Annotated in this window: 19 protein-coding genes; 14 read left to right on the top strand and 5 right to left on the bottom strand. The window is 66.9% G+C overall.

The window, feature by feature from the left end:
• Positions 1-196 precede the first annotated feature (196 nt).
• Positions 197-649, top strand: coding sequence for a PA2169 family four-helix-bundle protein (locus tag J2X70_RS16345; RefSeq protein ID WP_032952113.1), 453 nt, complete (start codon positions 197-199; stop codon positions 647-649).
• Positions 650-733: 84 nt separating this feature from the next.
• On the opposite strand, the gene J2X70_RS16340 is transcribed toward J2X70_RS16345, so the two are convergent.
• Positions 734-2,200, bottom strand: coding sequence for an MFS transporter (locus J2X70_RS16340; protein WP_238582213.1), 1,467 nt, complete (start codon positions 2,198-2,200; stop codon positions 734-736).
• Between the two features lie 109 nt (positions 2,201-2,309).
• On the opposite strand from J2X70_RS16340, the gene J2X70_RS16335 reads away from it, so the two are divergent.
• From J2X70_RS16335 to J2X70_RS16315, 5 genes are all read left to right on the top strand, one after another.
• Positions 2,310-3,215, top strand: a complete 906-nt coding sequence (locus J2X70_RS16335; RefSeq protein WP_059065226.1) for a LysR substrate-binding domain-containing protein — start codon at positions 2,310-2,312, stop codon at positions 3,213-3,215.
• Between the two features lie 216 nt (positions 3,216-3,431).
• A complete protein-coding gene (gene cml / locus J2X70_RS16330; RefSeq protein WP_309911236.1) occupies positions 3,432-4,613 on the top strand; it encodes a CmlA/FloR family chloramphenicol efflux MFS transporter in 1,182 nt (393 codons plus the stop codon).
• A 36-nt stretch (positions 4,614-4,649) separates the two neighbouring features.
• Positions 4,650-5,273, top strand: coding sequence for a Rossmann fold nucleotide-binding protein (locus J2X70_RS16325; protein ID WP_223486721.1), 624 nt, complete (start codon positions 4,650-4,652; stop codon positions 5,271-5,273).
• 83 nt (positions 5,274-5,356) lie between these two features.
• Entirely contained in the window at positions 5,357-5,557 is a 201-nt protein-coding gene (locus tag J2X70_RS16320) for a hypothetical protein (RefSeq protein ID WP_309911234.1), read from the top strand.
• A 99-nt stretch (positions 5,558-5,656) separates the two neighbouring features.
• Positions 5,657-6,007, top strand: coding sequence for a VOC family protein (locus tag J2X70_RS16315; RefSeq protein WP_309911233.1), 351 nt, complete (start codon positions 5,657-5,659; stop codon positions 6,005-6,007).
• Between the two features lie 103 nt (positions 6,008-6,110).
• Here J2X70_RS16315 and J2X70_RS16310 read toward each other — a convergent pair whose 3' ends face one another.
• Positions 6,111-6,407 (bottom strand): KGG domain-containing protein, encoded by a 297-nt coding sequence (locus J2X70_RS16310; RefSeq protein WP_025879016.1) that lies wholly within the window; start codon positions 6,405-6,407, stop codon positions 6,111-6,113.
• Between the two features lie 329 nt (positions 6,408-6,736).
• Here J2X70_RS16310 and J2X70_RS16305 point away from each other — a divergent pair, with 329 nt between their 5' ends.
• Positions 6,737-7,630 carry an NAD(P)-dependent oxidoreductase gene (locus tag J2X70_RS16305; RefSeq protein ID WP_080149788.1) on the top strand — a complete coding sequence of 298 codons (894 nt, stop codon included), beginning with the start codon at positions 6,737-6,739 and terminating at the stop codon, positions 7,628-7,630.
• A 222-nt stretch (positions 7,631-7,852) separates the two neighbouring features.
• On the top strand, positions 7,853-10,387 hold the full coding sequence (locus J2X70_RS16300; RefSeq protein WP_309911230.1) for a methyl-accepting chemotaxis protein: 2,535 nt from the start codon (positions 7,853-7,855) through the stop codon (positions 10,385-10,387).
• A 72-nt stretch (positions 10,388-10,459) separates the two neighbouring features.
• On the opposite strand, the gene J2X70_RS16295 is transcribed toward J2X70_RS16300, so the two are convergent.
• Complete coding sequence (locus J2X70_RS16295) at positions 10,460-10,846, bottom strand: DUF2628 domain-containing protein (RefSeq protein ID WP_025879013.1); 387 nt, start codon at positions 10,844-10,846, stop codon at positions 10,460-10,462.
• Positions 10,847-11,062: 216 nt separating this feature from the next.
• On the opposite strand from J2X70_RS16295, the gene J2X70_RS16290 reads away from it, so the two are divergent.
• Entirely contained in the window at positions 11,063-11,233 is a 171-nt protein-coding gene (locus J2X70_RS16290; RefSeq protein WP_162887695.1) for a hypothetical protein, read from the top strand.
• A 57-nt stretch (positions 11,234-11,290) separates the two neighbouring features.
• Here the strand turns inward: J2X70_RS16290 and J2X70_RS16285 are convergent, their stop codons facing one another.
• The gene (locus J2X70_RS16285; RefSeq protein ID WP_309911227.1) at positions 11,291-13,327 is read right to left on the bottom strand and encodes a TonB-dependent receptor; all 2,037 of its coding nucleotides are present in this window, start codon (positions 13,325-13,327) and stop codon (positions 11,291-11,293) included.
• A 495-nt stretch (positions 13,328-13,822) separates the two neighbouring features.
• On the opposite strand from J2X70_RS16285, the gene mdoH reads away from it, so the two are divergent.
• The 5 genes from mdoH to hemC all read left to right on the top strand — a co-directional run bounded on the left by mdoH (position 13,823) and on the right by hemC (position 19,735).
• On the top strand, positions 13,823-15,748 hold the full coding sequence (gene mdoH / locus J2X70_RS16280; RefSeq protein ID WP_051501661.1) for a glucans biosynthesis glucosyltransferase MdoH: 1,926 nt from the start codon (positions 13,823-13,825) through the stop codon (positions 15,746-15,748).
• 50 nt (positions 15,749-15,798) lie between these two features.
• A complete protein-coding gene (locus tag J2X70_RS16275; protein ID WP_059065212.1) occupies positions 15,799-16,458 on the top strand; it encodes an alpha/beta hydrolase in 660 nt (219 codons plus the stop codon).
• 3 nt (positions 16,459-16,461) lie between these two features.
• Entirely contained in the window at positions 16,462-17,505 is a 1,044-nt protein-coding gene (locus J2X70_RS16270; protein ID WP_032976712.1) for a sensor histidine kinase, read from the top strand.
• A 10-nt stretch (positions 17,506-17,515) separates the two neighbouring features.
• Positions 17,516-18,244: a LytTR family DNA-binding domain-containing protein gene (locus tag J2X70_RS16265; RefSeq protein ID WP_025879008.1), complete on the top strand. Its 729-nt coding sequence runs from the start codon at positions 17,516-17,518 to the stop codon at positions 18,242-18,244.
• 579 nt (positions 18,245-18,823) lie between these two features.
• Entirely contained in the window at positions 18,824-19,735 is a 912-nt protein-coding gene (gene hemC / locus J2X70_RS16260) for a hydroxymethylbilane synthase (protein ID WP_309911222.1), read from the top strand.
• Positions 19,736-19,806: 71 nt separating this feature from the next.
• On the opposite strand, the gene J2X70_RS16255 is transcribed toward hemC, so the two are convergent.
• Complete coding sequence (locus J2X70_RS16255; RefSeq protein ID WP_025877391.1) at positions 19,807-20,583, bottom strand: DUF481 domain-containing protein; 777 nt, start codon at positions 20,581-20,583, stop codon at positions 19,807-19,809.
• Positions 20,584-20,588 lie beyond the last annotated feature (5 nt).

Raw genomic sequence — 20,588 nt, 5'->3', positions numbered from 1 at the left:
ATGATCGGGCAGGTCATTGCCAGGATTCAGATGCGGTGAAGACGCCGCGTCGCCCGTGTGAGTGGGTGGGGCGCCGTTGGGCAGCATGATCACCGCATCAATCGATGCTCACCCGCGAACCACACCCGGTCGGCCAGTCTGGGCTCGCAGGCAACGGATTCCACTGTTGCCCTTTTTCCCCCAGAGGAGACTACACATGAGCACCCAGTCCACCATCGAGCATCGCCTCAACGACCTGATCGAGATCGCACGTGATGGCAAGTCCTTCTACGAGGAAGCCGCAACCAAGGTGAAGGATGCCGAGCTGTCGGCATTGTTCGTCCGCATCGCCGGCGTGAAGGGCCGCATCGTGTCCTCGCTGAGCAGCTCGGTGGCCGCTACCGGCGGCAAGCCGGCCGAGCACGGCACCATGGTCGGTTCCATGCAGCAGTTCTACGGCAAGGTGCGCGCGGCCTTCGGTGACACCAACTACGGTTACGTGGCCGAACTTGAAGAGTCCGAGGATCGCCTGCTGGGCGCGTTCAAGGACGTGCTGAAGGACAACGACCTGCCGCCGGCGGTGCGCCAGGAAGTGACCCAGTGGCTGCCGGAAGTGCAGGAATGCCACTCGGTCATGCGCGATCGCAAGCATGCGATGAAGGCTGCCTGATCGCATCCGGCGATCGTCCCCCACATCGCCGCGACCAGGGCAGCCCAGTGCTGCCCTGGTCGTTTCTGCGTCTGCCATCTGCGATCAGGCGCGTGGCCTGAGCAGGGCAACGGCCAGGCTGGCCAGCGTCGCTGCTGCGGCGGCAGTCCACAGGGACGCGGCAAAGCCCTGGCTGTAGATCGCCCGCGCCAGATCAACCTGGGCTCCTCGGGTCAGTGCACCGGTGGCGATGGTGTCGGCCAGACGCATGACTTCATCTGCAGGAACGCGTGCTGAGAGTCCGGCGCGGATGCCGACGGTCAGGGCGCTGGAGAGGACCGTGAAGCCGAGCAGGATGCCGACGAAGCGCGTCGTCGCACTGATGCCCGAGGCCATGCCTGCGCGGTCGCGGGGCGCCGAACCGATGATCGCCTTGGATGTTTCGCCGTTGAGGATGCCACCGCCTGCGCCGATGATGACCATCGCCAGCAGCGCCACCGTCGGCTGGTTGTGCCATGCACCGACACCGGCCAGCGCATTGCCGGCGGCAGTGATGGACAGGCCGATGGCCAGCACCATCCCGCTCGACAATCGTCTGCCCAAGCGCCTGCCCACGCTGGGGAACAGCAGCATCGCCGCAGCGAACGGCAGCATGCCGGCGCCCGTGGCCAGCGCACTCAGGCCGACGCCGTTCTGCAGGTACTGCGGCAGCATCGAGGCCATCACCTGCGCACTGACCGCGTAGCCGACCATGGCGATCAGTGCACCGACAAAGCGCGGGCTGGCAAGCAGCCGCAGGTCGACCATCGGATGCCGACGCGTGAGCTCGATGCAGGTGAACAGCGCGGCCATCGCGATGCCCAGGCCCAGGCCGGCCAGCGCCACCGCTGATGTCCATCCCTGCGCGAGTCCTTCCACGAGGAAGAACACGATGCCGAAGATCGCCACGCTGAAGGTGATGATGCCGGGCGGATCGAGCGGGCGTACCACCGTGTCGGCAGTGTCGGGAACCCAGCGGATCGCACCATAGGCCAGGAAGGCGAGGAAGGGCAGGATCGCGATGAACACCGAGCGCCATCCCCACAGCGAGGACAACAGCCCACCGATAAGCGGCGAGAGCACCATCATCATGCCCATTGCCGTGCCCCAGAAGGCCCAGGCATCGTCGCGTTGCTTGCCCTCGTGGAATTCGTGGCCGATCACCGACAGTGATGGGGCCAGCAGGAAAGCGGCACCCACGCCCTGCAACGCTCGGGCCACATACAGCGCACTGGCCGTGGGGGCCAGCGCGCAGGTCAGCGATGAGAGGGCGAACAGTGCGATGCCGATCAGCAGCACCCGCCTGCGGCCATGACGATCGGCGATGGCACCGGCGGGCAGAAGCAGCGAGGTGAAGGTCAGGATGTAGCAGCTGATCACCCATTCGATGTCGGCGAAGTCAGCCTGCAGATCCCGCGCGATGGTCGGCAGGGCGACGGCCACGGCGTTGGTTTCCAGCACCGTCATCGTGCAGCCGAGCGAGGCGATGATCAGGATCCAGTTGGGCGGTCTGCGGCGGGGGAAGAGAGACACCGGGCACTCGGGTGGGGAAGGAAGAAGGCCCATTCAAGCAACTTCGACTGTTTGTTTCATTGCCGGTGTTCTTCAAGTACGTTAGGCCAAAGCTAACGAGCCGGTGCGCATGGACCGTCGACATCTGCAGTACTACGTCGCACTGGCCGAGGAGCTGCATTTCGGGCGCGCCGCGCTGCGCCTGGGCATCGCCACGCCGACGCTGAGCGTTCAGATCCAGCAGATCGAGCGTCGCCTGGGCACCCCCTTGTTCGATCGCAGTAGGCGCGAGGTCACGCTGACCTCTGCCGGTGCGATCTTCCTGGCCGAAGCACGCAACGTGCTGCGCCAGTTCGAGCAGGCAGAGGCCGTGGGCCGCCGCGCTGGTCGCGGGGAAATCGGCAGGATCGAGATCGGCTACGTAGGTTCGGCGGTCCATGCCGGCGCGCTGCAGGAGCAGTTGCAGCGGTTCCGCAGCGCATCGCCCGACGTGGAGCTGAAGGTCGGCGAATGGCCGATGGCCGACCTGCCGGACCTCCTGCTGGACGGTCGCATCGATGTGGTGTTCTGCCGGCTTCCGATGGAGGTGCCCGATGCGCTCGGTTCGCACATCCTGATCGAAGATCAGTTCTGCGTGGCGTTGCCGGCATCGCATGCGCTGGCCCACGCGGGGGTGCCGGTGCAGCCGGCGCTGCTGGCGAAGGAGGCGTTCATCATGCCGGAGCAGCCCGCCGGCACGCTGGAAGTCGCCCGCCGTGGCGGATTCGTGCCGGACATCCGCTCCCGTCCCGGTCATCTTGTCGCGGTGCTCGCGCAGGTCTCGGTGGGCGATGGCGCCGTGGCGATCGTGCCGTCGGTGCTGCAGCGGACGCTGCTGCTGCCAGGCGTGGTTTATCTGCCGATCGCCGGGCCGGTCATCGCCTCGACCATCGCTGCGCTGTACCGAGAACAGGAAACATCGCCAGCGGTCCGCCGGCTCATCGAGCAGGTGCGGCGTACCCCCTCCCGGCGCATCGACATGCTGCCCTTGCCCTGAGGCCCTGCCGGACGACGTTGCCGGGCTGCCCCGCAATGGCCTTGCTACACTGGCCGCACTCGATCTTCCACCGGATCATCAGATGAACGGGAACGGTCCGCAGACAGTCCGCTGAGCCGCAACAACGGTACGCACGTTGTTGCGGTGATCTTGTCCTGCGATTTCCACGCACTGGGTTGATCACCGCCGGATTCCCTCCTGAGCGGATGTTTCCCCATGTCTGATCGAAAAGCCCTTCGCTGGGCCCATTCCCTGCCGGGCGCCATCGTGTTGATGGCCCCCTTCGACCTCCTGGCCTCGCTGGCCATGGATATCTACCTGCCGGTCGTATCGGCCATGCCGCAGGCACTCGGCACGTCGCCCGCCCTCATCCAGTTGACGCTGAGCCTGTACATGCTCGTGCTGGGGCTGGGCCAGCTGATCTTCGGCCCGCTGTCGGACCGGATCGGGCGACGGCCGGTGCTCCTGATGGGCGCGCTGTTGTTCACGCTGGCGTCGTTCGCGCTGGCCGCGTGCAGCGGTGGTGCGGCATTCCTTGCGTGGCGCGGCGTGCAGGCGGTTGGGGCGTCGGCCGCACTGGTGGCCACCTTCGCCACGGTGCGCGACGTGTATGCCGACACGGCCGAGGGCGCTACGCTCTATGGCCTGTTCGCCTCGATGTTGGCGTTCGTGCCGGCGCTCGGTCCGATCCTCGGCGCATTGATCGCCTATACGCTGGGCTGGCGGGCCATTTTCATCGCGCTGGGTGTGCTGGGATTGCTGGCGGGTGCACGCGCATGCCGCGGCTGGCAGGAGACACGGCCACCGCAGCATGTCCACGCATCGCCAGCCTTCGCGCGCATCCTCGGCAATGCCGGCTTCTGGGTTCATGCATTGGGATTCAGTGCGGCGATGGGCACGTTCTTCGTGTTTTTCTCGATCGCCCCGCGGGTGCTGATGGGGAGGGCCGGCTATTCGGCGATGGGCTTCAGCCTGGCCTTCGCGACGGTGGCACTGGTGATGATCGTCACCTCGCGCTTCGCTGCTCGATTCATCGGGCGATGGGGCATTGGTGGCAGTTTCCAGCGTGGGCTGATGGTGATGATCGGCGGCGCGCTGGTCATGGCGATGACGGCGATGCTGCCGCCATCCTTTGCCAGTGTCGTGTTGCCGATGTGGCTGGTGGCCATCGGCATCGTGATGGTGGCTGCGGTGGCGGCCAACGGTGCGCTGCGCGATTTTGCCGATGCCTCCGGCACGGCAGTGGCGCTGTACTACGCCGTGCAGAGCCTGATCGTGGCAACGCTTGGCACGCTCGCGACGCTGCTGCTGCCGGGCGATACGGTCTGGCCGCTGGTGGCCTTTGGGCTGCTGCTGCCGTCGCTGAGCCTGGGTGGCCTGGTGATGCTGAGGCGGTGAACTGTGCAATCAGCATCAGAAAGACAAACTGCTGGCGTGATACGTTCCCGCGTCGGGCAATTGAACAGTGGCTGCCCGGATCGGTTCCGTCTCCATGCTGTCCTTCCGTTCGGTCACCCAGGTCGCTTCATGACACCAACCTCCCGCAAGTCCTTCCGCAAGCCCCAGATCGCCATCCTGGGGAGTGCCGATCCTGGCTCACCGGCGTTCGACCTCGCTGCACAGGCGGGCAGGTTCCTCGCCGAAAATGGAATCACCCTGGTCAGCGGCTGTGGCAGCCCAGCCACGCGGGTGGCAGCCGAGCATGCAGTCGCAGCCGGCGGCACGGTGCTGAGCGTGATTCCGGAAGGCAGCATGCCCGCAGCAGACTGGCCGGCAACGGTGGTGGTGCCATGCGGCATGGGCGATGCCCGCAACCTGATCATGGCCTTGGCCGGCGATGCCTGCATTGTCATCGGCGGGCGCGCGGGCACGATTTCCGAAGTGTGTCTGGCCTGGCTGCACAAGCGGCCTTTGCTGCCGCTGGTGGGCGCGGGTGGCTGGTCGGAGGGGCTTCCGGGCAACCCTCCCGATGAGCGCGGGAACTCGCCGATACTGCCGTGGCATGACCTCGCGGAGCTGCGCGCGCAGCTGCGTGATCTGCAATTGCTGGCAGGCTGAACCGGCGCCTTCACTTCCTATCCCGCACGCACGGCTACGGTGATGCAGCCTGGAATCACCAGGCCTATCAGGGAGTGATATCGATGCGAGCCATCAGGAAAGTGATCGTTGCTGCAGTGTTTGCACTTGCGTGTACCGGTTCGGTGGCGGTGGCCGGTCCGGTCCAGCCGTGCGACTTCCCGTGCTGGAAGGCCTACCAGGCCTGCGTTTCCGGCGGCGGCGATGCCATGGAGTGCCAGTTCGAATACGATCGCTGTGTCGTGGACAGGTGCGGCGCCGTCTGAGGCCTGCATACCGTTCGCAATGGGGGGCCGGATCCAGGGGCCCCTTTTCACCTGGCCGCAGGCACGAAGTCCGCGGTCCTGATCGTCTGGAGCCGCAACATGGCCGTCAAACGTGTCGTCGCCAACATCGCCAGTGCCGATCCTGCGCAGGCGGCCGCGTTCTACGGCGACATCCTCGGCATGGACATCGTGATGGACCACGGCTGGATCGTCACCTACGGTGGGCAGGGCACTGCGCTGGCACAGCTCAGCGTTGCCAGCGAAGGCGGATCGGGTACCCCGGTGCCGGATCTTTCGATCGAGGTGGATGATCTGGACGACGTGCTCGAACGCCTGCGACACGCGGAGATTGCGCTTGAATATGGCCCGGCCGAAGAGCCATGGGGTGTACGTCGCTTCTACGTGCGCGACCCGTTCGGGCGCCTGTTGAACATCCTCGCCCACACCTAGCCGGCGCGCGCCAGCTCAGCGGCGCTTTCCACTGTGCTGGCAGTGCTGAGTGCTGATCGACGTCGGCCGCACCGCCGGTACGCGGCGCAGTGACCGCAGCACGTCAACGTTGTTGACCGCTGTCAGGTTTGTCGGCCATGTCCTGCTGTTGCTGTTGCTGGCGGCTGCTGGCGTGCCGCGCATGGCCGCCCTCACGGCCGATCGCGGCCATGTGTTGGCGGTCCTGGCTGATCGCTTCACCGCCTTTCCGGCCCGCCACCCGGGCCTCGGCCGGGCTGAACTGGTGTGCATTGCCGGATGCGTGGGCAGCACGTCCCCCTTTGGCCGCGATCGCGCGCTGTTTGTCTTCGTCCATCGAGGCAAAGCCCCGATTGCTGTTGCCATTGCGTGAGTTGGTCATTACCGGTCTCCGGTGTGAACATGGGTCGCTGCCATCAGTGACGGTCCCATGTTGCACAGTGCAGGCTAAAGACAGGTCGAAGTGGGCTGTACGAGGCTCACATGGCCTGCGCACGCGTTTGACAACCGGTTACCGTGCAGGAAGCGCCGGGCTCTGCAATCGGTCGTCACGGCAGCCACCCGTAGCGCCCTGGCAAGGGAGAGTCCAAGCGGTTGGCCGGATGTGGATGGCATGCAGAATGTCATCGTCTGCTATCGCCGATGCCATCGTGCATGCCTAGAATCAAGTCATCCCGGTAGGTCCCGGGCGCTGTCGAGTGAATGGATTCAATGAAGATTCTGTTGACCGGAAGTTCCGGGCGGATAGGGCGGGCGATCTTTGGTGCGCTGGCCGCTGCCAATGAGGTGGTGGGGCTGGATCGCAGTCCGTTCGCCACCACGCGCGTCATTGCCGATGTCACCGATCGCCGGGCGCTGGAACGCGCCGTGCAGGGGGTCGACGCGGTGATCCACACCGCGGCCCTGCACGCCCCGCACGTGGGCCTGGTACCTGACGCGGTGTTCCAGCAGATCAACGTGGAGGCCACCGCGAACCTGCTGCAGCTGGCGCGCGAGGCCGGCGTGCAGCGCTTCGTGCTGACCAGTACCACGGCGTTGTACGGCCATGCCGTGGTGTCCGGCGGCTGCCGTTGGATCGACGAGGACACCGAGCCGCTGCCGCGCACGATCTACCACCGCACCAAGCTGCAGGCTGAGGCGGCTGCCGAAGCGGCGGCCAGTGCAACATTCACCGTGCGCGTGCTGCGGATGGCACGTTGCTTCCCCGAACCGCCTGACCGCATGGCGATGTTCCGCCTGCACCGTGGGATCGACGCGCGCGATGTGGCCAGCGCGCATGCCGCGCTGCTGCACGATGAAGGCGCGGCCTTCCAGCGTTACCTCGCCTGTGCGCCGACGCCCTTCCGGCGCGAGGACTGCCTGCAGCTGGCCGCCGATCCGCGCCAGGTGCTGGCGCGCCGCGCACCGCAGCTGCTGGCCGAGTTCGAGCGCCGTGGCTGGCCACTGCCGCTCAGCATTGATCGGGTCTATGACAGCAGCCGGATGCGTGCAGCGCTGGGCTGGCAGCCACGTTTCGGTCCGGAGGACGTGCTGCAACAGTACGCCGCGGGCAGCATCGAGGTCCTGCCCCGTGCGGAGTGGATCCGCGACCGCGTCGCCGAATAGCGCAGGCGAGCAGCACAGGCCTGGGTCGACGGCCGCAGCTGAGCGGGTTCAGGTTTTGTGCGTGCGGCGAGCCTCAACCTCGCCCGGCCATGGCCGCTAACCCGGTGCGCGCCTTCCCGCGCCGGGTTCCGATCCGGCGGGCAGGCGGCCCGCGCGACGGATCGCGCATCTGCGCGGTGCCCTGGTGGCACCGGTCGACCTGAACTGCCTGCGGATCCTCCCATGTCTTCTTCCCGTTCCGTCGCTGCCCGTCGCCCCGGCAGCATCGCCCACAAGCTGATGCTGGGCACCGCGGTGATCGCGTTGCTGTGCTTCGGCGCGACCGCGTTCCTGATCTATCACCAGGCCAGTTCGGCGCTGGTGTCGTCCTCGCGGCAGACCATGGCCAGCGAAGCCCGTGCCGAGGCGCGGCAGGTGGCTGCCGACCTGGGCACGGCCTTTGCCAGCAACGATGCGATGGTGGAAACCGTGCTGGCCCAGCGTGCGCGCGGTGATGCCCCTGATCGCGCCAGCCTGGCCAATGTCATCGGCGAGCAGCTGCACGCGCACCCGGAATGGCTGGGCAAGAGCACCATGTGGGAGGCCAATGCCTTCGACGGCAAGGACGCCGAGTTCGTCAACAGCGAGGCGCACGACGCCACCGGCCGCTACATGAGCTACTGGGCCTGGCAGGACGGCAAGCCGCAGCAGTCGACGATGACCGACTACACCGAGACGCCCAGCGGCTCGGGCAACTGGTACATGGTGCCCAGCCGCGACAAGCTGCCGCTGGTCAGCGAACCGTATGCCTACGACATCGGCGGCAAGCAGGTGCTGATGAGCACGCTGAGCACGCCGATCGTCGAGAACGGTACCTTCCTCGGTGTCTTCACCGTCGACTTCTCGCTGGACGCGCTGCAGAAGCACCTGGCCACGCTGACGCCGATGGGCGCCGGCCGCGTCGAACTGCTGTCGCCGAAGGGCGTGGTGCTGGCCTCGGCCGACGCTGCCGAGATCGGCAAGCCGCGTACCGATGCCGCCACCCGCGGCATGCTGGCGCAGATCGCCGCCGACAAGACCTACGAAGCGTTCGAGCCCGACGCTGCCGGCAACGTCCGCCTGTACGTGCCGCTGCAGGTCGGTGACGCGCCGCAGCGTTTCGCGCTGGGCGTGGTGGTGCCTCATGCGGTGATCATCGCGCAGGCCCGCGAGCTGCTGTGGATCATCCTGCTGGTGGGTGTGGTGGCTGCGCTGGTGCTCAGTGGTGGTGTCTACCTGCTGCTGCAGCGCCTGGCCGTGCGACCGCTGGCGCAGGCCGTGCGCATCGCCGGCGACGTGGCTGCGGGCAAGCTGGATACCGCCATGCCGGCGCTGGGCAACGACGAAGTGGGCCGCCTGCTGGACGCCATGCAGGGCATGCGTGGCCAGCTGCAGGCAGTGATGGCCGCACAGGCGGAGATGGCGCGCCGCCATGATGCCGGTGAAATCAGCTACCGCATGGATGCCTCGGTGTTCCCGGGCGAATATGGCCGCATGGTGGCCGACAGCAACCAGCTGGTGGCCGACAGCAATGCAGTCACCCAACGCCTGGTCGAGGTGATGCAGCGCTACGCGGTGGGTGACCTGAGCGTGGACATGGAGGCACTGCCGGGCGAAAAGGCGATATTCACCGCTGCCATGGCAACCACCAAGACCAACCTGGCGGCGATCAACGAGCAGATCCAGCAGCTGGCCGCTGCGGCGGCGGCAGGTGATTTCGCCGTGCGTGGCGATGCCCAGCGCTTCGAGCATGACTTCCGCCGCATGGTGGAAACGCTCAACACCATGATGCAGGTCAGCGACCAGAACCTGGCTGCGCTGTCGACGCTGCTGCGCGCCATCGCCGCCGGTGACCTGAGTACACGGATGGAGGGTGACTTCCACGGCGTGTTCGCGGTGATGCGCGACGATGCCAACAGCACCGTGCAGCAGTTGACCCAGATCGTCGGCCAGATCCAGCAGTCTGCGGCCAGCATCCGCCTGGCCGCAGGCGAGATCGCGTCGGGCAACAGCGACCTGTCACGCCGTACCGAGCAGCAGGCGGCCAACTTGGAAGAGACCGCCGCGTCGATGGAGGAACTGACCTCCACCGTGCGCCAGAACGCCGATCATGCCCTGCAGGCCAACAAGCTGGCGGCCTCGGCCGCAGGCGTTGCCAGCGAAGGCGGGCAGGTGGTCAGCCAGGTGGTGCAGACCATGGAGCAGATCGAGACCTCTTCCCAGCGCATCGCCGAGATCATCTCGGTGATCGACGGCATCGCTTTCCAGACCAACATCCTGGCCCTGAACGCAGCGGTGGAAGCGGCGCGCGCCGGTGAACAGGGCCGTGGCTTTGCGGTGGTCGCCAGCGAAGTGCGCGCGCTGGCACAGCGCTCGGCGGGCGCGGCCAAGGAGATCAAGGAGCTGATCGACGCTTCGGTCGGCCATGTCGGCGCCGGCGCGCAGCTGGTGCACGGTGCGGGCCGCACGATGCAGGAGATCGTCGGCCAGGTCGGCCGGGTCAACGAGATCATGGCCGAGATTTCGGCCGCCTCGCGCGAGCAGTCGGCCGGTATCGAGCAGGTCAACCAGACGGTGGTGCAGATGGACGAGACCACCCAGCAGAATGCTGCGCTGGTGGAAGAAGCCACCGCTGCGGCGCGGGCGATGGAAGAACAGGCCGAGCAGCTGGCGGTGGCGGTGTCCCGCTTCCGCCTGCAGGCCGACACCCGACCGGCTGCCGCGTTGCGCGCCGCCTGAGCCGGGGCATGAACGACGACGCCCGGCCAAGGCCGGGCGTCGATGTGCCACTGCGTGTGTGGTGCGCTGGGCTTAGAACATGCCTTCGAAGGGGTTCCAGCTGGTGTTGCCCTTCACCTGTTCCAGGTAATAGCTGTAGTTGGTGCTCGAGGCGACCAGGAAGTTCATTGCAATGAACAGTGCGCGGGCCACGATGTCCGGCAGCACCAGGCTGACCGCGATCAGCACGATGTTGATGCCGATCACCACCAGCGCCTTGCGCCACATGCCCAGGATGAACAGATAGATCGCGCCGAAGAAGAAGGCGAAGAAGTTCAGGTTGATCTTCAGGCGGTCGCCGAAGGACAGCGCCTTCCAGGCTTGCTTGAAGCCGGGCTCCTTGGGAGCGCCGTGCTGCTGGAAGAAGTTGAAGCGGAACTGCCACTTCGGGCTGAAGCGGGTCAGGTCAACGGTGTTCATGTATAGGGACTTCCCTGTTAGGAAAACGTTTTCATGATAAGTGAGTCACATTCAGCAAACCAGCTTGGAGCGTCAAAAATGTGACGTTCCTACGGCAAAGGGCTTGCGTCCCGGTGCCGCACCGTCACCCATCCGCCTTGTTTTTAGGATAGGGTGCGCAGTTCCGCTGCCACCCCGGTTGTTCACGGGTAGCAGCGGTATGTCCATGGAGGTTGCATGACCACACCAGCTACACCGGAAAACGCACCCGGACCGGTGCTCCTGCCGACACCCGAAGTGGTGCAGGCACAACAACTGCTCGCCCGCCAGCAACTGGCGGTGGCGATGGACCGTGCACGCATCGCGGCCAGCCGCGACGCTGCGCCGGCGGTTCTGGAAAACGACTGAGCCTGGGAAACCAGCCGCGATCGCGCTGGCCTGCTGCCAGCGCGATCGCAGTGCGCATCAGAAGCGCGCGGTCATGCTGAGGAAGTAGCTGCGGCCGGCGACGAAGTAGTCGGTAGAGCCGTCGGCGTACAGCTTCTTGTCGGCCAGGTTGCTGACGCCGCCACGCAGGGTCAACACCTCATTGACGTTCCAGGCAGCGGTCAGGTCATACAGCGTGTAGGCCTTCAGGAAGGTATTGACCACGCCGGTCTGCTTGCCGGTGTACTGCGCCGACAGGCTGCTGGAGAACGTGGTGTTCGGGGTCCAGTCCAGCGACGAATAGCCTGAGAACTCCGGGGTGTCGATCAGGTTGCGGCCAGTGGTCAGGTTCTTGGCTTCCTTCATCCAGGTCGCCGACGTGCGCCAGCGCCAGTGATCGCCGAAGCGGAAGTTGAGGTTGCCTTCCATGCCGCTGGTGCGCGCGCGCTGCACGTTGCTCATGCGCGTCCACCAGTAGCCGTTGAAGAAGCCCAGCGCTTCATACTCGATCTTGTTCCTGAAGTCGGTATGGAAGTAGGTCAGGCCGGCGTCGACCAGGTCGTTGTCGAAGCTGATGCCGATCTCGCGGTTGGTGCTGGTTTCCGGGTCCAGGTCCGGGTTGCCGGCCATGTAGCAACCGCCGCGGGTATAGCCCAGCGGGATCAGCGAGGTGCAGCCGCGGCCGCCGGACTGGGTCGCCGCGCTGGGCGAATTCTCGGTCAGGCTCGGCGCGCGGAAGCCCTTGGACACGCCGCCACGGATCGTCCACTGCTCGCTCGGGTGCCAGACCAGGTAGGCACGCGGACTGACATGGCTGCCGAACTGTTCATGGTGGTCCAGGCGCGCGCCCAGGGTCAGTGCCAGGGTACGGTGCAGCTTCAGCTCGTCTTCGACAAACAGCGCCCAGGTGTCCACTTCCAGGCTGGAGCCGACCACCGGGTTGCCGGCATAGTCCACCGGCGCCTGGCCGATGGTGTCGGTGTTGGTCAACTCCTGGCGCTTCCACTGGCCGCCCACCGCGAACTGGTGGTCCACGCCCAGAGTGAAGGGCGTGCTCAGGCTGCCTTCGATGATCGTATCGGTTGCCTCGGAGCGACCGGTGGCGCCGATGTCGTTCTTGTACTCGGTCCAGTACGCGCTGAGCTTGGAAGTACCGAAATCCCACTTGCCGTCGTGGTTCAGCGCCAGCGAACTGCGCTTGAGCTCACTGGCACCCCAGGCGCCTTCGTCCTGCTTTTCCAGCGCCTGGGCGATGAAGGCCTGCTGCACACCGTGGCCAGCTTCCAGTGACACTTCCTGTGCCTCGCTCAGCTTCCACTGCAGCAGCGCGTCGACATTGCGGTCCTTCTCGCCGGCGTAGGCGTTGCCATACACGCCGCCGTTAGAGCGGTCCGAGTCGCGGCGCATGCTGTTGGCACCGATGCGCAGGCCGAAGCGCTCGCCCAGCGGGCCGGAGAAGGTCGCGCCGATCTGCTGGGTGTCGCCACGGTCGCCATCCTGCGGCCGGGTGTAGCTGTGGGTCGCGCTGCCGTTCCAGCTGTCACCGATGCGCCTGGTGATGATGTTGATCACCCCGCCCATCGCGTCCGAGCCATACAGCGAGGACATCGGGCCACGCACCACTTCGATGCGCTCGATCTGGTCGGGGGAAATCCAGTTCAGGTCCTGGCGGCCCAGGTCGGGGCGATAGTTGGTCGAGGCCGAGCTGCCCATGCGCTTGCCGTCCACCAGCACCAGCGTGTAGTTGGACGGCATGCCGCGCAGCTTGATCTTGGACTGCTCGCCAATGGCGCTGAGCCCACCGGTCACGCCCGGAATACGGCTGAGCAGGGTAGCCAGGTCGTGCACCGGCTGGCGTTCGATGTCTTCGCGGCTGATCACGCTGATGCTGGCCGGGGCATCCTTGATCCACTGCTGGTTGCCCGAGGCGGTAACCACCACGGTATCCAGGTCCTTGGTCGAGGCATCGGCGCTGGCTTCAGCGGCGGCGAGGGCAGGCAGGGCCAGCAGGCAGGCGGCGGCCAGGGCGCTGGCCAGGCGGGTGCGCGACAGGCGCGCGGAACGGAGAGGGGACATGACGGCTTCCAAGGGAGAGGAGAGACCCGGTGGAAGCAGCAGGCGCACGCAGACAGCAGGCAGCCAACCCCTTCCCTGGGTCGTCGGGCGCGCGGAGGGTCCGGCGCAGCTGGGTGGGTCCGGTGCGCGGAGCACGGCGACCTGCCTGGTTAACGTAATGATAACCGTTCTCGTTTGTTACGATCCAGTACTTTCCGGGATGGATCGACACCCGCGGGGCGCACGGCGTGGTTCGCCTGCTGATTGCTGAATGGGGAGATTTTCCGGCGTAGACCTTCGCACCCGGCTTACATTCGGGGCCATAGACTGGGCCGCATTTTTCGATTCCGCCCCGTTGGAGATCGTGTGGGTTCTGGTAGTGACAGACAGCGACTGCGCGGCATGACGCCGTGGCAGACAGGACAAGTGCGGACGCCTGGAATGCGGGCTATGAACCTTGGTGCATGCAGCCTGGCCGGGACGGCCGGTCCTGCGGCCTGCAGGGAGTAGGCGGCCATGGGGAGTGAAACCATCGACACGGAACCGGTCACGGCCGGTCCCGACGCGGGCTGGGCCCTGCTGCCGGCCGAAGCACCGCTGGTGATGCCCGAACAGACGCTGCGGCAAGGCTCGCTGAAGGTCCGGCGCCATCGCACCTCGCCACGCATGATCGGCCTGCGTCGCCTGTACATCCTCGGCGGCACCGTGGCGATGACCGCCGTGGCCACCCGGATGATGTGGCGGGTGCTGTCCGGCAATGGCATCAGCGTGCTGGAGGCCTGCCTGCTGGTGCTGTTCGTCGGCCTGTTCGCCTGGATCGCGCTGTCCTTTGCCAGTGCGGTGGCCGGCTTCCTGACGGCCGTGTTCGACCGGGGCTACCGCCTGGGCATCGATCCGGACAAGCCGCTGCCCACCGTGCACAGCCGCACCGCGCTGCTGATGCCCACCTACAACGAAGACCCGCGCCGGCTGCTGGCCGGCCTGCGCGCGATCTACGAATCGGTGGCGGCCACCGGCCAGCTGCAGCGGTTTGATTTCTTCGTGCTCAGCGATACCCGTCGCGAGGACATCGCGCGGGCCGAAGAACAGGTGTTCGCCGAACTGCGCGAGCTGGTGCCCGATGGGCGTGCGCGACTGTTCTATCGCCGCCGTGGCGACAACAGCGCGCGCAAGGCCGGCAACATCGCCGACTGGGTACGCCGTTTCGGCGGTGCCTACCCGCAGATGCTGATCCTGGATGCCGACAGCCTGATGACCGGTGACAGCATCGTGCGCCTGGTCGCCGGCATGGAGCACAACGCCGACGTCGGCCTGATCCAGACCCTGCCGTCGGTGATCGGCGGCCGCACCCTGTTCTCGCGCATGCAGCAGTTCGGCGGGCGCGTGTACGGGCCGGTGATCGCCCGTGGCGTGGCCTGGTGGCACGGTGCCGAAAGCAATTACTGGGGGCACAACGCGATCATCCGCACCCGTGCCTTCGCCGACCACGCTGGCCTGCCGGAGCTGCCGGGGCGCAAGCCGTTCGGCGGCCACGTGCTCAGCCATGATTTCGTGGAAGCGGCGCTGATGCGCCGTGGTGGCTGGGCCGCGCACATGGTGCCCTACCTGGGCGGCAGCTACGAGGAAGGCCCGCCGACGCTGACCGACCTGCTGGTGCGCGACCGCCGCTGGTGCCAGGGCAACCTGCAGCACGGCAAGGTGGTGGGCAGCCGTGGCCTGCACTGGATCAGCCGCGTGCACATGCTGATCGGCATCGGCCATTACTTCACCGCACCGATGTGGGCGATGCTGATGCTGATCGGCATCGCCATCCCGCTGTTCCAGGAAGGCATCGATTTCAACGCCCTGCTGCACCTGTCGCCCAGCGTGTACTGGCGTGCGCAGGATGAAGAACAGGTGGTGCGCCTGTTCGCCGCCACCATGGCGGTGCTGCTGATGCCCAAGGTGCTGGGTTACTTTGCGATGCTGCTCGATCCGGTTGAACGCCGTGGCTGTGGTGGCGCGATCCGGGCGTTCCTGTCGATGCTGGTGGAAACCGTGCTGGCCGCGCTGATGGCGCCGGTGGTGATGTACGTGCAGTCGCGCGGGGTGGCCGAAGTGCTGTCCGGGCGTGACTCGGGCTGGGATGCACAGCAGCGCGATGACGGTGGCATCTCGTGGATTTCGCTGGTGCGCGGCTACGGCGGCCTTGGCGTGTTTGGCGCCTTCATGGGCGTGCTGGCGTGGGCGGTGTCGCCGTCGCTGGCGGCCTGGATGGCGCCGGTGGTGATCGGCATGGTGCTGGCGGTGCCGGTGGTGGCACTGACCTCGCTGCGCGGGCCGGGCGCCTTCCTGCATCGCCTGGGCCTGCTCGACATTCCCGAAGAGAACATCCCGCCGCCGGTGCTGGTGCGCGCCGCACAGCTGCGCCGGGAAGCGGCCGAGCAACCGCCGCTGTACTGATCGCACCGTGCCAGCGGCATAATGCGGCTCGAACGTACAGGAGCCGCAACATGCTGCAAACGGTGGAACAGGAAACCGGCGCCTCGCCGCAGTGGTCGGTGATCTGGCTGCACGGCCTCGGTGCCGACGGCCATGATTTCGCGCCGATCGTGCCCGAACTGGTGCGTCCGCACTGGCCGGCGCTTCGCTTCGTGTTCCCGCACGCACCGGTGCGGCCGATCACGATCAACAACGGCGTGCCGATGCGTGGCTGGTACGACATCGTCGGCATGGACTTCCGTTCGCGCGCCGACATGGCCGGCGTGCAGGAGTCGGTGGTGCAGCTGGATGCGCTGATCGCCCGTGAGATCGAACGCGGTGTCGCCGCTGATCACATCTTCCTGGCCGGCTTCTCGCAGGGCGGGGCGGTGATCCTCAGCGCCGCGCTGGCACGCACTGCCCCCTTGGCCGGACTGATCGCACTGTCGACCTACCTGCCGGAGGCCGAAACCGCGTCGCGCGTTGATGGTGCGGTGGATGTGCCGGTGTTCATGGCCCACGGCAGCAGCGATCCGGTGATCCCGCAGGCGGTGGCCGCGCACAGCGCCGAGACGTTGCGCACGCTTGGGCTGGACGTGCAGTGGCACAGCTACCCGATGGCCCACCAGGTCTGCGCCGAGGAAATCGACGCGCTGGGCGACTGGCTGCAGGCACGCCTGGGCGTCGCCTGACCCATGGCCGCGAGCGCTGCCACCCCGTGGATGCCGGAACTGTGCCGTTTGCCGCGGTTGGCAGCGATGCTCGGCCTGGCCGAACTGGTGGTGGTGGTGCTGGCGCTGGCGCCCGATGGCAGCCGCCACTGGACGATGGGGGAACTGGCCTCGGCCAGCGGTTTCGCGCTGTGGCTGGCGCTGGCGGTCACCGCCAGCCTGTGCCTGCTGCGGCAGGCGCTGTCGAAGCTGCCGGAACTGCTGGGCGCCGTCGCCGCCGTTGGCCTGGCTGCGCTGATCGCCATCCTGTGCGCGGGCATCATCCATGCCCTGTATGGCGTGCTGGGCGACAACTTCGCGCGCGGCATCGGCTTCTGGCGCTTCACCCTGGGCAGCGCGGCCACCACGGCGCTGATTACCGCGTTGGCGCTGCGCTACTTCTATGTCAGCGACCGCTGGGCGGCGCAGGTACAGGCCAATGCCCGCGCGCAGGCCGACGCCCTGCAGGCGCGCATCCGCCCGCACTTCCTGTTCAACAGCATGAACCTGATCGCCAGCCTGCTGCATCGCGACCCAGCGGTGGCCGAGCGTGCCGTGCTCGACCTGTCCGATCTGTTCCGTGCCGCGCTGGGTGCCGGCGAGGGCGATTCGACCCTGCGCGATGAGTGCGAACTGGCCGAACGCTATCTGTCGATTGAATCACTGCGCCTGGGCGACCGCCTGCGGGTGCATTGGCAGCGCGATGAACCCCTGCCCTGGGACCTGCCGATGCCGCGGCTGGTGCTGCAGCCGCTGGTGGAAAACGCGGTGCTGCACGGCATCTCGCGCCTGCCCGAAGGCGGCACCATCGAGCTGCATCTGGCCTGTGTGGGCAGCGAGCTGCAGATCCGCGTACGCAATCCTGCACCGGATCCGCAGGTGCCCGGGCTGGCCCTGGCCCAGGGAGCGGGCCACGCCCAGCACAGCATCGGCCATCGCCTGAGCTGGCGCTTCGGCCGCGCCGCGCGGATGACGGCTGGCTGGAGCGAGGGCTACTATGCCTGCCAGGTGACAGTGCCGATCCAGTGAGGGGACGATCGTGAGGGTAGTCATCGCCGATGACGAACCGCTGGCGCGCGAGCGCCTGCGCAGCCTGTTGGCCGCGCAGGAAGGGGTGGACGTAGTGGCCGAGGCCGGCAACGGCGAGCAGGCCCTGCACGCGTGCGCCGAACTGCAGCCGGACCTGGTGCTGCTGGATATCGCCATGCCCGGCCTGGACGGGCTGGAAGCGGCCCGCCACCTGGCCAGTTTCGAGCCCAGGCCGGCGGTGGTGTTCTGCACCGCCTACGATGCGCACGCGCTGTCGGCGTTCGAGGCAGCGGCCATCGATTACCTGATGAAGCCGGTGCGCGCCGAGCGGCTGGCAGCGGCGATCGCACGCGCCCGCACCTTCCTGGCCGGCCGTGACGGGCAACCCCAGCACACCGGCGGCCAGGCCCGCAGCATGCTGTGTGCCCGCCTGCGCGGCAGCCTGCGATTGATTCCGCTGGACGATATCCACTATCTGCAGGCCGAAGAAAAGTACGTGGTGGTGCATCACGCGCGTGGCGAGGACCTGATCGAGGAATCGTTGAAGTCGCTGGAGGAGGAGTTCGCCAGCCGCTTCGTGCGCATCCATCGCAACTGCCTGGTGGCGCGCCACGAGCTGGTGGAGCTGCGGCGTGGCAGCGGAGGCCAGGTGCAGGCGGTGCTGCGGCATGGCAAGCAGCCGCTGGAAGTGAGCCGGCGCTGCGTGGCGACGCTGAAGCAGGAATTGCGGCATCTGTAGGTTTTCCGCGCGGCCTGCGGCCGCGACTGCTTCGACATCAACAGCAACAGCAACAGCAACAGCAACAGCGGGTTGTCGGCTCTGTGTTGTTGCGTGTTGGGTGAGGCGGGATGGGCGGGCGGGACACGCCGTAAACCCATCCATGGGGGCTCGATGGCGCCATCCATGGCGCCAACGGTCCCGCCCGCCCATCCCGCCTCGCCCTCGCGAATTTCCCGGTGACGGACAGCAAGAGCGTTGGTGTTATCGGGTGGGGAAAGAGGGGTCAGATCCCTTTTCCTGCGGAAAAGGGATCTGACCCCGGAAGTCGCCGGCTGTTGCTTCTGCTTCTGCTCTTTCTTTTTTCTTTTGATCTTCCGTGGCTGACGCACACGGAAACTGTCAGAGGCCGGGCGGGATGGGCTGCGTGGGGGTGTCCGCGGCATGGATGCCGCGGCCAAGCCCCCAGGGATGGGTTTACGGCGTCCCCCGCGCAGCCCACCCCGCCCGGCCAAGCGCAGCTGTTGCTTGCACGACCACACCAGCCACGAGGGGCTCCGCCGTTGGCCGTATCCCGCCGATAGGCGCGATAATGAAAGGATGGAAACCGTCCGCATCGCCACCCGCAAGAGCCCGCTCGCCCTCTGGCAGAGCGAACACGTCGCCGACCGCCTGCGCCAGGCACATCCCGATCTGCACGTGGAACTGGTGCCGATGAGCACCCGCGGCGATGAAGTGCTTGACCGCTCGCTGGCTGCCATCGGTGGCAAGGGCCTGTTCCTCAAGGAGCTGGAACTGGCCATGCTGCGTGGCGAGGCCGACTGCGCGGTGCACTCGTTGAAGGATGTGCCGATGGAACTGGATGCGCCGTTCGCGCTGCCGGCAATGCTGACCCGCCACGATCCGGCCGATGGTTTCGTCTCCAACCTGTATGCCTCGCTGGATGCACTGCCGATCGGTGCGCGCGTCGGTACCTCGTCACTGCGCCGCCAGGCCCAGCTGCGTGCGCTGCGCCCGGACCTGGAACTGCTGGACCTGCGCGGCAACGTCAACACCCGTCTGGCCAAGCTCGACAACGGCGGCTACGACGCCATCGTGCTGGCCGTGGCCGGGCTGGAACGGCTGGGCCTGGGCAATCGCATCGTCGCCCGCCTGCAGCCGCCGCAGTGGTTGCCGGCGCCGGCGCAGGGCGCGGTGGCGGTGGAGTGCGATGGCGGCAATGCCGCGCTGATGGCGCTGTTTGCAGGCCTGGATGACGCCGCCACGCGCGCCTGTGTGGAAGCGGAGCGGGCCATGAACCGCGCGCTGCATGGCAGCTGCCATGTGCCGGTGGCGGCGATCGCGCAGTGGCATGGCCAGGACCTGCATCTGCAGGGGCTGGTCGGCAGCGCCAGTGACGGCCGCGCGGTGCGTGCCGACGCCGTGGGCCCGGCCAGCGACCCGGAAGCGCTGGGCCAGCGCGTGGCGAAGATGCTGCTGGATGCGGGTGCTGGCGAGCTGTTGAACGTCTGAGCCACCGCAGGTAATGCCGGCCGGCGGCCGGTACTACCAAAAGCAGAACGGGCGCCAGGCGCCCGTTTCGCTTATTTGAACTTGTAGACCACGTTCATCGTGGTCAGCGTATCGGTCTTGCGCTTGTCCTCGGCGACGTCGCTGTTGTAACGCGCCTGCCAGCCGGCCTTCAGCGCCAGGTGCTCGTTCATGCTCACCGAGACACCGAAATCGTTCTGGCCGAAGGTGTTGTACGAACCCGATTCGACCAGCAGCGTGTTGATCAGGTCGGTGTTGTCGGTCAGCGAGTACTTCAGGTCGAACAGGCCGCGACCGATCAGGCCGGTGCGGGTGCGGTCGTCCTCGGTGCTGTGGGTGCGGCGCACACCGGGGCCGATCTGCGCATCGAACGAGAAACGCTCGGTGTTCCACAGCCGGGTGCCGTAACCCAGACCGAACGAGCTCTGCCGGTCGTAGGTGGCGAAATCATCACGCTCGGTACGTACCGTGGCCGTCAGCTGGCGATGTTCGCCCAGCTGCAGCGCGCTGCCTGCACTGCCGGTGTAGCGGTTGGCGGTGGTGTTGTTGCGGCGCGTGGTGGTGCCGTCGTCGCTGGTTTCGGTCACCTTGGAGCTGGAGCGCAGGCCGAACAGGTCCATGCTGTGCACCCAGTCGCCATCGGTGTAGCGCAGCCGCAGGCGGCCGTTGAAGCTCTCGGTGCTGCTGTTGCCACGTGCCGACGCGAAGCCGAGTTCGCCACCACTGCCGCTCCACGGCGAGGACATCGCCGCCAGTTCGGAGGCATCCTGCGCATACGCCAGCGGGGCGCAGAGCAGCAAGGGGACCAGCAGGGACACGCGCAGGGACATCGAGG

It is taken from the genome of Stenotrophomonas sp. 1337, assembly GCF_031455455.1.
Lineage (GTDB): Bacteria > Pseudomonadota > Gammaproteobacteria > Xanthomonadales > Xanthomonadaceae > Stenotrophomonas > Stenotrophomonas indicatrix.
This window is presented reverse-complemented; position numbering and strand designations above follow the sequence as displayed.

Excerpts from the sequence above, each read along its gene's own strand:
- J2X70_RS16295 (WP_025879013.1), bottom strand. The coding sequence starts at position 10,846 with ATGAACACCGTTGACCTGACCCGCTTCAGCCCGAAGTGGCAGTTCCGC.
- mdoH (WP_051501661.1), top strand. The coding sequence starts at position 13,823 with ATGGGGAGTGAAACCATCGACACGGAACCGGTCACGGCCGGTCCCGAC.
- J2X70_RS16270 (WP_032976712.1), top strand. The coding sequence starts at position 16,462 with ATGGCCGCGAGCGCTGCCACCCCGTGGATGCCGGAACTGTGCCGTTTG.
- cml (WP_309911236.1), top strand. The coding sequence starts at position 3,432 with ATGTCTGATCGAAAAGCCCTTCGCTGGGCCCATTCCCTGCCGGGCGCC.
- J2X70_RS16310 (WP_025879016.1), bottom strand. The coding sequence starts at position 6,407 with ATGACCAACTCACGCAATGGCAACAGCAATCGGGGCTTTGCCTCGATG.
- J2X70_RS16320 (WP_309911234.1), top strand. The coding sequence starts at position 5,357 with ATGCGAGCCATCAGGAAAGTGATCGTTGCTGCAGTGTTTGCACTTGCG.
- J2X70_RS16300 (WP_309911230.1), top strand. The coding sequence starts at position 7,853 with ATGTCTTCTTCCCGTTCCGTCGCTGCCCGTCGCCCCGGCAGCATCGCC.
- hemC (WP_309911222.1), top strand. The coding sequence starts at position 18,824 with ATGGAAACCGTCCGCATCGCCACCCGCAAGAGCCCGCTCGCCCTCTGG.
- J2X70_RS16345 (WP_032952113.1), top strand. The coding sequence starts at position 197 with ATGAGCACCCAGTCCACCATCGAGCATCGCCTCAACGACCTGATCGAG.
- J2X70_RS16285 (WP_309911227.1), bottom strand. The coding sequence starts at position 13,327 with ATGTCCCCTCTCCGTTCCGCGCGCCTGTCGCGCACCCGCCTGGCCAGC.
- J2X70_RS16305 (WP_080149788.1), top strand. The coding sequence starts at position 6,737 with ATGAAGATTCTGTTGACCGGAAGTTCCGGGCGGATAGGGCGGGCGATC.
- J2X70_RS16335 (WP_059065226.1), top strand. The coding sequence starts at position 2,310 with ATGGACCGTCGACATCTGCAGTACTACGTCGCACTGGCCGAGGAGCTG.
- J2X70_RS16255 (WP_025877391.1), bottom strand. The coding sequence starts at position 20,583 with ATGTCCCTGCGCGTGTCCCTGCTGGTCCCCTTGCTGCTCTGCGCCCCG.
- J2X70_RS16290 (WP_162887695.1), top strand. The coding sequence starts at position 11,063 with ATGACCACACCAGCTACACCGGAAAACGCACCCGGACCGGTGCTCCTG.
- J2X70_RS16315 (WP_309911233.1), top strand. The coding sequence starts at position 5,657 with ATGGCCGTCAAACGTGTCGTCGCCAACATCGCCAGTGCCGATCCTGCG.
- J2X70_RS16275 (WP_059065212.1), top strand. The coding sequence starts at position 15,799 with ATGCTGCAAACGGTGGAACAGGAAACCGGCGCCTCGCCGCAGTGGTCG.